The 12,541-nt window shown below is 41.8% G+C and carries 12 protein-coding genes; 6 read left to right on the top strand and 6 right to left on the bottom strand.

Going from position 1 to position 12,541, the window contains the following annotated elements:
* Nucleotides 1-38: 38 nt before the first annotated feature.
* Entirely contained in the window at nt 39-1,412 is a 1,374-nt protein-coding gene (locus tag L1D51_RS17265) for a GAF domain-containing sensor histidine kinase (RefSeq protein WP_239964324.1), read from the bottom strand.
* A gap of 271 nt (nt 1,413-1,683) precedes the next feature.
* On the opposite strand from L1D51_RS17265, the gene L1D51_RS17260 reads away from it, so the two are divergent.
* The 3 genes from L1D51_RS17260 (at nt 1,684) to L1D51_RS17250 (ending at nt 4,576) form a co-directional block, all read left to right on the top strand.
* Nucleotides 1,684-2,574: a tetratricopeptide repeat protein gene (locus tag L1D51_RS17260; RefSeq protein ID WP_054563200.1), complete on the top strand. Its 891-nt coding sequence runs from the start codon at nt 1,684-1,686 to the stop codon at nt 2,572-2,574.
* Nucleotides 2,575-3,075: 501 nt separating this feature from the next.
* Nucleotides 3,076-3,375, top strand: coding sequence for a helix-turn-helix transcriptional regulator (locus L1D51_RS17255; RefSeq protein ID WP_054563199.1), 300 nt, complete (start codon nt 3,076-3,078; stop codon nt 3,373-3,375).
* Nucleotides 3,365-4,576, top strand: a complete 1,212-nt coding sequence (locus L1D51_RS17250) for a type II toxin-antitoxin system HipA family toxin (RefSeq protein ID WP_338127950.1) — start codon at nt 3,365-3,367, stop codon at nt 4,574-4,576. The genes L1D51_RS17255 and L1D51_RS17250 overlap by 11 nt, the downstream gene beginning before the upstream one ends.
* A 458-nt stretch (nt 4,577-5,034) precedes the next feature.
* Here L1D51_RS17250 and L1D51_RS17245 read toward each other — a convergent pair whose 3' ends face one another.
* The 4 genes from L1D51_RS17245 to L1D51_RS17230 form a co-directional block, all read right to left on the bottom strand.
* Entirely contained in the window at nt 5,035-5,853 is an 819-nt protein-coding gene (locus L1D51_RS17245; protein WP_058584432.1) for a nuclear transport factor 2 family protein, read from the bottom strand.
* Nucleotides 5,854-5,924: 71 nt separating this feature from the next.
* On the bottom strand, nt 5,925-6,665 hold the full coding sequence (locus L1D51_RS17240; RefSeq protein WP_239964320.1) for a ferredoxin--NADP reductase: 741 nt from the start codon (nt 6,663-6,665) through the stop codon (nt 5,925-5,927).
* 211 nt (nt 6,666-6,876) lie between these two features.
* The gene (deoD, locus tag L1D51_RS17235) at nt 6,877-7,578 is read right to left on the bottom strand and encodes a purine-nucleoside phosphorylase (protein WP_239964318.1); all 702 of its coding nucleotides are present in this window, start codon (nt 7,576-7,578) and stop codon (nt 6,877-6,879) included.
* The gene (locus L1D51_RS17230; protein WP_239964316.1) at nt 7,578-8,807 is read right to left on the bottom strand and encodes a phosphopentomutase; all 1,230 of its coding nucleotides are present in this window, start codon (nt 8,805-8,807) and stop codon (nt 7,578-7,580) included. The genes deoD and L1D51_RS17230 overlap by 1 nt, the downstream gene beginning before the upstream one ends.
* A 191-nt stretch (nt 8,808-8,998) precedes the next feature.
* Here L1D51_RS17230 and udk point away from each other — a divergent pair, with 191 nt between their 5' ends.
* From udk to L1D51_RS17215, 3 genes are all read left to right on the top strand, one after another.
* Nucleotides 8,999-9,628 (top strand): uridine kinase, encoded by a 630-nt coding sequence (gene udk, locus L1D51_RS17225; protein WP_054553619.1) that lies wholly within the window; start codon nt 8,999-9,001, stop codon nt 9,626-9,628.
* Between the two features lie 18 nt (nt 9,629-9,646).
* A complete protein-coding gene (locus L1D51_RS17220; RefSeq protein ID WP_054563193.1) occupies nt 9,647-10,870 on the top strand; it encodes a NupC/NupG family nucleoside CNT transporter in 1,224 nt (407 codons plus the stop codon).
* Between the two features lie 157 nt (nt 10,871-11,027).
* On the top strand, nt 11,028-11,759 hold the full coding sequence (locus tag L1D51_RS17215; protein ID WP_055021785.1) for a substrate-binding periplasmic protein: 732 nt from the start codon (nt 11,028-11,030) through the stop codon (nt 11,757-11,759).
* Here the strand turns inward: L1D51_RS17215 and L1D51_RS17210 are convergent.
* Complete coding sequence (locus L1D51_RS17210; protein WP_082422996.1) at nt 11,756-12,451, bottom strand: substrate-binding periplasmic protein; 696 nt, start codon at nt 12,449-12,451, stop codon at nt 11,756-11,758. The two genes, L1D51_RS17215 and L1D51_RS17210, sit on opposite strands and share 4 nt — an antisense overlap.
* Between the last annotated feature and the right edge of the window lie 90 nt (nt 12,452-12,541).

The raw sequence follows: 12,541 nt of genomic DNA, 5'->3' as shown, positions 1-12,541 counted from the left end.
AGATTATTTAGCCAACAACTTGTATAAATATTAATTAGTTATGTGAGTTTTTGCGGCAATTTGAAGGTGACAGTAACGCCGTTATCAGGTTTACTATCGATGTTCACTTCGCCTTGCAGCGCTTGCGTTGCAAGGTTATAAACTATCGACATACCTAAACCACTGCCACCATTACCTCGCTTGGTAGTGAAAAATGGCTCAAATACCTTGTACATTACATCTTCGGTCATGCCATGACCGTTGTCTTTATAGGTTATGGTGTAACTATTGGTGTCGTTATCGATACTTACAGCGATATCTATGCGGTTTTGCTCACGGCCAACAAATCCGTGCACACAGCTGTTATTTACAAGATTTAAGAATATTTGGCTAAGCGCCCCCGGCACGGTTATAAGCGAAAAGTCATCAACACAGTTGATGTTTACTTCAACACTATGACTACGTGTAAGTGGCATTAAGCTATGTAAGATATTTTCAAAGTAATCTTTAATGTTGGTTTCGAGTAAATTAAGCGATGATTGATCAACCGCCGTTTGTTTAAAGTCGCTTATGAGCTTTGCGGCCCGCTCAAGGTTGGTAAACGATATTTTGATACACTCGTTTAAATGATTCATGCCTTCAAGTAAGGCCGCTTTTGTTAAGGTATTTGAATCTATGTGCTTATTAAGCGTGTTTAGCTTATCTTTTGCTGAGCTATTTGCTGTGACAGCTATGCCAATCGGCGTATTTACCTCATGAGCAATCCCCGCAACAAGGTTACCTAGTGAAGCCATTTTTTCGGCTTCAATGAGTTTTTCTTGCATCGCAGTCAGTTCAGATAAGGTTTTTTCAAGCGTACGAGTTCGTTCTGCAACACGTTGTTCTAGATGCTGATTGGCACGCTCAAGTTCAGCATTGATACGTTCGTTTTCTTGTGCCGAGAGCGCTCTGCCATAAAGATCTGCCAAAGCACCGATGAATGAGCATTCATCTTCTGTCCATTGCCGCTTGCCACCTATATGCTCACAGCAAAATATTCCGATCATTTTTCCTTTATAGCGAATTGGCGCATCGAGCATTGCACCTATGTTAAGAGGTGTTAAGTAACTTTCGCTAAATTCAAAGGTGGCAGGGTCGGTATGAGCATCTACTGCGGTAATCGTACGTTGGGTGTCGAGCGCTTTAAAATAGGCAGGATATGCATCACGAGGGAGCACTAACATTTGAATTTCTTTGCCGTTTTCTCTATCAAGTAATAAACGGCATTCAATCGCCGTATTTTCGGCGTTTAACAGCCAGATCCCAGCTCGGCCAATTTCTAGGCCATCAAGTACAGCATTCAGAATTAAGCGTTCAGCTAATTCAACATTGCCACTATCAAGATCAGAAGAAATCGATACTCCATACAGCAGTTGGACTAGTTGTTGGCGCATACTCTCACCTTTTAGTTTTACGACTCCTTAAGTCTAGACGAACATTGTGATTCTGACAGAACGAATATAAGTTTTTAAAAACTCATTAAGTATTAAGTAGTTGTTCAGATTAAAATGGGTATATTGTACCTAACTCCTGTTGATACCCCTTACGACTTTATGTTGTTTAAGCAGTTTGGCCAGCTCTCCCCCGAGCTGGCTTTTTTTTGCCTAGTCCACAATGCTCACGCATGTTACAGTTACCTCAGAAATCACTAAAAATTAATATGTCATGCGTTATACCTTAATTTTAATCACTTTTTTAATGAGCTTTAGTACATTTGCAGCAGCTCAAAATGAGCCAGAAAACCGCCCTGCTTTAACCGAAGCAGAGCAACAACAAGCTCTCGATAAGCTTCAAGAACCTATGTATAAGCCATTGTTAGAGCGCTATATTCTTGATGAATTAAAATCTGTGCGCCAAGACCAACAAAAACTGCGCGAAGATGTGACAAAACAAGTTGCTCATACGCAACTAGATACTGCCGATCGAGCATTAACTTATACAACAGACACCATTAATAATGTGTTTTTCATTATTACGATTACTGCTTCAATTTTGGTTTTAGTTGGTTGGAATTCACTGCGTGATGTGAAAAACAAAGTAGAAGACATAGTAAACTCACGTGTTAGTGCGATTACACAAGAATACGAAGAGCGCCTAAAAGTACTTGAAGAAAAGCTACGTGAGCGATCTGAAGAGATCTTATTAAACCAACAAAAGATCTCAATCACTAATGAAGTTCATTCTTTATGGATGCGTGCCAATTTAGAAAGCGACGTTGCGAATAAGATTGAGATTTTTGACGAGATCTTAAAACGTAAACCAGAAGACGTAGAAGCCATTGCCTATAAAGCAGATGCACTGTTAGAAATTAACGAAACAGGTGAAGCTATCGAGCTTTGTAATCAAGCATTAGAAATTGATAGCGACTACGGCTACGCATACTGGCAACGTGCTTGTGCCTATGCGTTACTGCACAAACACGCCGATGCAATGGCTGATATTCGTATGGCCCTTGAGTATTCACCTAACCTACGTAACGAGCTATTACACGAAAGCGCGTTTGCCAGCCTTCACGACAACGACAGCTTTAATTCGTTGCTAAACGAAACAGCATAGCCGAACCCCATGTAGCAGCGGGTTTATCCCGCGTCATCAGGTGCTAGGGTTTAGGATTTAGGTCCTAGGCGCTAGGACGCGATGTGAAATCGCTGGCTTTTAGCCGTTAGAGGTCAGATATTAGATATCAGCCGAACTGCGGGGTTGGTTAGTTCGAGTGTTTTTCTCTGCAATGAAAACCTTGTTCGAGGCATTGTAGGAGGTACTTTAGTGCCGAATTGAACGTAGAAAAGAGCGAACAGACGCGCGAAACAAGTTTCACGCCTACATGTAGCAGCAGGTTTATCCCGCGTCATAAGCGTTGGACTCTGGGTTCTAGGACGCGATGTGAAATCGCTGCTACTTGTTCGGCGTTAAAACGCCTCCGACATCTCGCATCTCGTAACCTTCTCCTTTCCCCTTGAAACTCGCTAACTTGTAACTTTATTCCCCTCTATTGCAAAAACATTAAATACCGCTAAACTAATCATTAAACATCTAATGATTATAAAAGTAATCAATATGCGATCTGAACAGGCTACAAAAATGGCACAAAAGCTGGGAGATTTGATACGCCAGCACCGAACACTTCATTATACGCAAAGTACATTTGCGAAAATGATTGGGGTATCACGTTCGACTGTACAAAAGTTAGAGCAAGGTGATGTTGTGAAAAGTGACATTCTTTTTGAAGCGCTGGTTGTACTTAACTTACAGGGATCGCTTCTTGATGAAATAAATGAATTAGCGGCCGACGTAGGTGGATACAATGCTCGCCAGCGCAAACGAAATTCACCACAGGAAATCAATGATGACTTCTGAGTGCTATGTTTTTATAGATGGTTTAGAAGAAAAACCCGTTATCTGTGGTTACTTTAAATTAGATAATCAATCAGGTCGAGGTGAGTTCAACTATGGTAAGAGCTATTTAGCCCGAAGCGATGCCTTTGCTCTAGATCCAATACATCTGCCATTAAAGTCGGGGATTTCCAGTTACAGCGCAAACAGAGGTGTATTTGGCGTATTGAGTGATGCAGGAGCTGATTCGTGGGGGCGCAAGTTAATTCTTTCACTTCATACTACAAAACCCAAAAACGAGTTAGAATTTTTATTAGCCGGGTCTGGGTATGGCGTAGGAGCTCTTGTTTTTAGTCTCTCGCGAAGTGCCTCAAAGCATAAAACTAATAAAAACACCTTGTCTGATTTAGCCTTGCTAGACCAAGCTAAAGATGACTTGCTGGCGAATAAAACAATTTCTGATGAAGCTAAGAAAGCATTTGAATTTGGCCAAAGCATGGGGGGAGCTAGACCAAAGACCTCTATCCAAATTGACAACAAACTCTACTTAGCAAAATTCAATCGCCAAGATGATTTATTCAATCTAGTCAGAGCTGAACATGCTGCAATGAAAATGGCGGAACAGCTTGGTATTCGAACGGCTCCTACCTTTATTCATAAAACACATACCGGTGATGTGCTACTTGTTGAGCGGTTTGATGTTAGTAATGGGTTACCAACACACCACTTTTTAAGTGCGAATAGCTTACTTCAAAAACCCAAAGTTGCTATGAGTGATCTTTCAAGTGACTACTCATATGGTCAATTAGCTGAATTTATTAGGCATCAAACGATGCAAAATGCAGGTGATGCTGAAGAGTTGTTTAAGCGAATGGTGTTCAATGCGTATATTGGTAATACAGATGATCACACTCGCAATCATGCATTCCTATATTCATTTTCACAAAAAAATTGGCGATTAAGTCCAGCCTATGACATCACTCCAATCAACAACTCAAAACAACATGGTCTTGGCTTTGGTAATGATGGGCGTTATGCAAGTAAAAGCAATTTTTTATCTCAGGCTAAGCGATTTGGGTTAGCAAATTCAGCAGCAAAAAACATCATTAAAGAGATTGAAGAATATTGCAAAGATTGGCCGACTCACTTTAAACATTTTGCAGACGTTAGTGATGAAGATATCACCCGTTTAAAAGGTGTAATTCCTGAAATTAATGAAGATTAATAGCGCGAAACAAGCTTCACGCCTACGTTTTATCCCGCGTCATAGGAGCTAGGATTTAGGCGCTAGGATTTAGGCTTTAGGTTCTAGATATCCTAGGCGCTGGGACGCGATGTAAAATCGCTGCTACCTCATATCTCGCATCTCATATCTCGCATCTCGTTACTCGTACCTTTACTCTCGCTAACTTAAGACAATTCCCGGCTAAAGCCAGTCCTACGGGGGAAACATTAGGCGCTAGGCTTTGGGTTCTAGGACGCGATATAAAATCGCTGCTACCTCGAATCTCGTACCTCGCTAACTTTACTCTCGCTAACTTTACTCTTGCTAACTTTACTCTTGCTAACTTTACTCTTGCTAACTTTACTCTTGCTAACTTTACTCTCGCTAACTTTACTCTCGCTAACTTGAACCCACTAACTTTCACCCATAAAAAAAGAGCAGCTGAGCTGCTCTTTTTTCTAACGGAAGAATAACACTTTGGTTATTTTGCCATTCTCTATTTTATAGCTGGTGACGAACTCAGAGCGCTTGTCGACGACTTTAGGGTCTTGTGTACAGGTTTCAGAGAGTTCGTGATCAATCACGATGTTGCCAAGTACAATGCGTTTAATCGGCGATGATTTAATGCACTTTAGCTTTTTGAACATGATGCCGTATCGTGCAATGAGTTTTTCTTTACCGGTGAACATCAACTCATTCGGGAATGTATAAAACTCAACGTTTTCATCGTACATCTTGATAAAAGCATCAATGTTACGAGCATTATAAGCTGCAATCAGCTGTTCAATCACCGCCATCGATTCACGTGACTGACGTGCTTTTTCTTGCTGCTTCGCTGTTAGTGCTTCTTTAGCTTGGTTAACGGCTTTTTCTGCTTCTGCAACGGCTTGCTGTTTTTCGGCAACTGTTTTTGGTTGCTCTGCAGGTGCTGGGGTTTGTGTACCGAGTACTTTGCTATCATCAACTTCTGCAACCGCTTTTAAGGCTGCGGCTGTCGCTTTTTGTTCGTCGCTGCTTGTGGTTGTTTCACTCGTTGCCTTCGCGGCTTCTTCAGCTTTTTCTTCTACTTGAGCGGCTTCTACAGTCGCTTTTTCAGTTTCAGACGCTGATTTTTGCTCTGTAGCTGGCTTTTCTTCAATAAACTCTAAGCTAGGTACGTCCTTCTTTTCGGCTTTTTGTTCATTGCTCGTTTGAGGTTGGGTTTGTTCGGTGGTTTCGTCACTTGCAATTGACTGCCAAGAGAGTAATAAACTGATTGCAAAAAATAACGGTTTCATACTTTTCCTAAATGCATCATTCCTGATTTGAGGCGCTAAGGTAGCAAATTCTAGCTGTTTGGCATAGTTTTTTACCAATATTGCTCTACTGTGATCTGCCCTGGTTCACGGCGTCTGTTGCGGCTAAAACCAAGCTCTAACAAAATAGCCGTAGTATCTTTTACCATTTGTGGGTTACCGCAAATCATAAATTGTGCGGTATCAGGTACAGTTGGGCGCCCTATTACATCAAATAAACGATGATCTTTAATTACGTCTGTGATCCGGCCATTAAAACCGATTGTGGCTGACTCTCGGCTGACTACAGGCGAATAGTAAAGATTTGGGTACTGCTGCTGTAGTGCTTTAATGCGCTCCTGATAACTTAAGTCCTCATTAAGACGAACTCCATGCACTAAATGAACATGCTCAAACTTTTGCCACACTTCGCCCTGCTCTAATATTGAAATAAAAGGCCCAAGCGCAGTACCTGTACTCAGCATATAGAGCTGCTCACTGCTTGGTACTTCATCAAGGGTAAAAAAGCCTGTCGCGCGGCGCTCTATAGTCACAGAGTCACCCGGCTTTAATTGTGCGAGTTGCTGAGAAAGTTGACCGTCTTTGACATTGATAAGATAAAACTCGAGGTCGGGATTGTTCGGTGCATTCACATAAGAATATGCACGAGCTACACGTTTATCACCCACTTGCATCGCAAGCTTTGTAAACTGCCCCGCAGTGAATGGCTCAACATCGGCATTAACGATTAAGCTAAATAATGAGTCGGTCCACCATTTAACGTCTTTTACCTTAGCTTCAACCCAATTAGACATACACATCCTCAATTATTGTTCCTCTATTAAAAGTGGCAACAATTAGTTGAATTTTCAAGTTTTAAGGGTCGGTTGCGAGATGCGGGCAGGATTTTACGCGAGGTAAATAAGCAGCTATAAAAAAAGCCGCATAAATGCGGCTTTGAGGTTAGTCTCACTTCACTTTGGGCGTGTTTCCAAATTTCAGTGAATACGTTACCAAGGAACTTATTTAAATTGATTCTAAAGCAATTTTAACCATTTCGTTAAAGGTGCTTTGACGCTCTTCACTTGGTGTTGCTTCACCAGTGATTACGTGGTCACTTACAGTAAATAGTGCCATCGCTTTTGCGCCGTATTCAGCAGCTACGCCGTACATGCCAGCTGTTTCCATATCAACAGCAAGTACGCCTAGCTTGTCTAATTCTTGATAGAATGTGTTATCTGCTTGGTAGAATGTATCTGTTGTAAATACATTACCTACTTTCGCTTCAATACCTAATTCTTTTGCTGCGTTAACACCGTTAAGTAATAAACCAAAATCAGCAATTGCGGCAAAGTCGTAACCACGTACTCGCGCACGGTTTACGTTTGAATCTGTGCTTGAACCTTGTGCAAAGATAACGTCACGGATTTTGATATCGCTACCAATACCGCCACAGGTACCAATACGGATTAGATTTTTAACGCCGTAACTAACGATCAATTCACGGGCATAAATTGACATTGATGGAATACCCATCCCAGAGCCCATAATACTCACTGGTTTACCTTTGTAGGTACCGGTAAAACCATACATATTACGAACGCCTGTTACTTGTTTTGCGTCATCTAAAAAGTTTTCAGCAATGTATTGAGCGCGAAGCGGATCACCCGGCATTAATACCGTTTCTGCAAATTCGCCTACATTGGCGCTGATATGAGGAGTACTCATTATTGGTTTCCTTTTTTGTTCGCTAATAGCTTGTCGTTAAAACTATCACCGTATTCAAGTGCAGGAAGATTAAACCACTGGGCAAGGGTTTGACCTATGTCTGCAAAACTAGCTCGTTCTCCAAGCGGGGTGTTTGTCATTCCCGGTTGGTATGCAAGTACTGGCACGTATTCACGTGTATGGTCAGTGCCTGCTGCTGTTGGATCACATCCGTGATCGGCTGTGATAATTAATACATCATCACTATTTAGCTGATTTAAAATAGTCGGTAGGTAATCATCAAACTCTTTTAATGCTTCGGCATAGCCAACTGCATTACGGCGATGACCGTACTTTTCATCAAAATCAACTAAGTTTGTAAAAATCAAACTATGGTCAGGTGCGCTTGCAATTACTTCTGATGTTTTCTCAAGTAAGTTCATTAGCCCTGGCGCTTTGTGTTTTTGGGTGATGCCTTGGTGCGCATAGATATCGGCAATCTTACCAATACTGATCACTTCACCGCCGTCTTGCGATAATTTATCAAGCAAGGTTGGCGACGGTGGCAGCACCGAATAGTCACGACGATTGCCTGTACGGGCAAAATCGTCACGGCTCGAACCCAAAAATGGCCGCGCAATCACTCTTCCTAGGTTCATTTCATCAAGCAGCGCCCGTGCGATTTCGCAAACCTGATAAAGTTTCTCCAGTCCAAATGATTCTTCGTGCGCGGCTATTTGAAACACGCTATCAACTGAGGTGTAGCAAATCGGCATACCGGTTTGCATATGTTCTTCACCTAGCTGTTCTAAAATGGTTGTTCCTGAGGCATAACAGTTACCTAAAATGCCAGGAATCTCAGCGCGAGCAATTAGCTCGTCAACAAATTCTTGTGGAAAACACGGCTGTGTATTAGGGAAGTAACCCCAATCAAATAACACAGGTACACCGGCCATTTCCCAGTGCCCTGAAGGCGTGTCTTTGCCACTTGATAACTCTTTAGCGTAACCCCATGCGCCAATAGGTGCTTGTCGGTCACTGACTAAACAAGGCTCTTTACCTGCGGCTTCACATGCATCAGCTAAACCTAAACGGGTAAGATTAGGTAGCGATAAGTGCTCACCTGTTTCTTCTGCGTAGGCTTTAAGTAAATGAGCAAAGGTATTTGCGCCTACGTCACCAAACTTCTCTGCGTCAGGTGCTGCGCCAATTCCTAGGCTATCTGCCATTAAGATGAGTGCTCTTGCCATGGGTACCTCGTTATCAATATGTGAATACTTTATATGCTCTTCGAATTTTTGGTACAGGACATAAGTCCTGTTTCATAAAACAGAAACATTATAAATTTGCATCTCTAAGCGAAGCAAAAGAGATTAATCGTGTCTTTTTTGCTATTGTGATCTACCTAACAATGTTTCCTTCTGTGTGGGCGAGAACTTTAGTGACACGAACAATTATAGCTATTGCTGGCGCATCTGCGTCGGGCAAGTCTCTTTTTAGCAAGACAATTTATAACGAATTAGTCAATGAGCTTGAACCGGGCGCGATCGCAGTGATCGAAGAAGATGCTTATTACAAAGACCAGTCGCATTTGCCGTTTGACCATCGAACGCAAACCAATTACGACCATCCTGATGCTTTCGAGCATGAGCTTTTGCATGAGCACTTACTTCAATTGCGCGCTGGAAAATCAGTAGACGTACCAACTTATGACTATGCAATGCATACCCGTAGCGATGAAACGCGTCGAGTGGCACCTGCAAAAGTACTTATCGTTGAAGGTATTTTGCTATTGAGTGATCCGGCACTTCGAAAAGAATTTGATATTAAGGTGTTCATTGATACACCTTTAGATATCTGCCTTATGCGCCGTATGCAACGAGATATGGAGCAGCGTGGCAGAACATTACAGTCCGTTGTTGATCAATATCAAGCGACAGTGCGACCTATGTTTTATCAGTTTATTGAGCCATCAAAGCACAAAGCTGATCTCGTAGTCACACGCGGCGGTATGAATCGCGTTGCCATTGATATAATTAAAAGTAAAATAAAATATTTACTGCAACAATAACAACGGGAAATAGTCAGTATGACAACATTTATGAGCTTAGTAGGCATTGTTGTGCTACTAGGCATTGCTTTTGCGGCTTCTACGAACCGTAAAGCAATTAATTTAAGAACTGTAGGCATCGCCTTTTTACTTCAAGTGTTAATTGGTGGCTTTGTCTTGTTCTTCGAAGTGGGCAAAAACGTACTGGCAAGTATGTCACGAGGAGTCTCATCGGTTATTGGTTATGCCAATGACGGGATTAGCTTCTTATTTGGCTCACTGGCATCGCAAGATACCTTAGGGTTCATTTTTGCGATACAAGTATTACCCGTTATCGTGTTTTTCTCAGCACTCGTTGCTGTTTTGTATCACATCGGGGTGATGGATTGGATAATCAAGATTCTAGGCGGTGGCTTACAAAAGCTATTGAAAACCTCGCGCCCAGAATCGCTTTCTGCAACCGCCAATATTTTCGTTGGCCAAACAGAAGCACCATTGATTGTTAAACCATTTATCGCCAGCATGACAAAGTCAGAGCTATTTGCGGTAATGGTAGGTGGCCTGGCTACCGTAGCAGGTTCTGTTATGGCAGGTTACGTAACAATTGGTGTAGAGCTTAAATACTTAATTGCAGCCAGCTTTATGGCGGCACCTGGTGGTTTCTTAATGGCAAAAATGATTGTGCCAGAGACCGAAACACCAAAAGAAGATTTAGCTGATTTAGACGTACAAGAAGAAAAGCCGGTTAACGTAATTGATGCAGCTGCATCAGGTGCCGCAAACGGTATGCAACTAGCACTGAACGTAGGTGCGATGTTACTTGCTTTCGTAGCACTTATTGCACTTCTAAATGGGTTATTAGGCGGTATTGGTGGTTGGTTTGATCATCCAACATTAACGCTACAAGAAATTTTAGGTTACGTATTCGCTCCAGTTGCATGGTTATTAGGTGTACCTTGGAACGAAGCAGTAATCGCAGGCAGTTTTATAGGTCAGAAGGTGGTAGTTAACGAATTCGTTGCTTACCTCGACTTTATTAATTATCGCGATACGTTAAGTGCGCACACACAAGCGATTGTCACATTCGCGTTATGTGGGTTTGCTAACTTATCATCGATAGCAATTTTACTAGGTGGATTAGGCGGTATGGCGCCTAGTCGGCGAAAGGATATCGCACGCTTAGGGCTCAGAGCAGTGTTAGCAGGATCTATGGCTAACCTCATGAGTGCAGCAATTGCAGGTTTTTTCCTCTCGCTAGCTTAGAAACTTAATGAGATGAGCCGTAGTTGCAAAACAATAGGATAGGACTTTAAGGGGTTAAAGGTCTATCTGACTTGAACGATACTTCACCAAGGGCCGCAAGGCCCTTTTATCGTTTTATGTGCTAAGATTTAATTACTAAGTCCTTTTAAGTACATAAATGAACTATTTACGACTTTATTTGCTAATTCTTTTCTTTAGTTGGCCAGCACTGAGTAAGCCGACCCTAACCGTTGTGACTGAACTGTCGCCACCTAATCAAACTCTAATCAATAACCAAGTTGCCGGTGAGAGCACCAAGCTTGTGAAAGCCATTTTTGCTAAAGCTAATTTGAACGCGAATATAGAGCTTTACCCTTGGGCCCGTGCCTACAATATGGCACTGAAGAAACCGAATATATTTATCTATAGTATGGCGAAAACTGCTGAACGCGAAAAACACTTTCATTGGATTGGTGAAGTGGCAACCTATCAAATGGGCTTTGTTAAGTTGAGCTCTCGCAGCGATATAAACATCACTTCAAATGAGCAAGCCAAGCAATATAAGATAGCGGTACAACGTCATGACCTAGCAGCGCAGCGCCTAACAGAACGAGGTTACACTGTAGTGTATACGTCAGATATCAATAAGTCGTATCAGCTGTTGATGTCGGGCAAGGTCGATTTAATCATTGATGATAAGAACTATATTGCGGCTATGGCTGAGCAATTAGCACTGGATGAAGCCCGTTTCAGCTTTGCTCATGCAATCGACTTTTTAACCATGAAAGGTTATCTCGCAGCAAATATTAATACCGACCAACGCTATATCGATGCCTTAAAAGCAGCGTTTAATGAAGTAATAATGGCACCTAAATACAATGCTGTGATGATGCTAGCACAGCGCCCTTAATTTGCTTTATATTGCTCAATATAAGTCTCTAACAAGCCCTGCTTACTCAGCTTGTCATAACTTGCCTGTAATCGGCTGACTAGCTCTTCGGGTAAGGCCTTATTTAAGGCTAGAAAATTTCCTACCGTGCCATTTAGAGGCAACTCAACTAACTTAACCACTTCTCGCCCTTGGTGACCGTATTGCATTAATTGGTACTTAAACGAAAGCTCAGATCCAATAATGAGCTCTATTTTATTTTTGAAAAATAAATTAATACACTCGTAATAGTGACTCACTTTGAGGAGGTTTTTATCCCCTTCAAAGCCAATGCTCTCTACAAATTTTTCGTAAATGCTGTCTCTAACAACACACAGGCTATGATCTTTCACTTGCGATAAATCGATAGGATTAATACGGTCATTTGATTGTAAACGATAAAAAAAGTTACGAGAGGATGCCATTGGACCAATCCACTTGAATAAATCTTCACGGTCGGGAATACGTGCCGTAGAGACCAGACCTGACAGCGGCTTTTGCTGAGCTAAGTGATACGCCCTAGACCAAGGTAAGAGCTCGAATTGACATTCAATGTCTGCATCAACACACATTGCTTTGACAAACTCGAGGTTTATGCCCTCTAAGTGCCCTTTGTTTGAAAAATTATACGGCGGAAATTGCTCGGTGTAGATGGTGACACTATCTTTTGCCAATACTACAGGTGCAAAGCTTAGGCATGCTAACAACAAATATTTTAAGATAATTAATACACTCTAATGACATAGCTGCATTAAATATAGAAA

The organism is Pseudoalteromonas shioyasakiensis (genome assembly GCF_022398475.1).
Taxonomy (GTDB): Bacteria; Pseudomonadota; Gammaproteobacteria; order Enterobacterales; family Alteromonadaceae; genus Pseudoalteromonas.
This window is presented reverse-complemented; position numbering and strand designations above follow the sequence as displayed.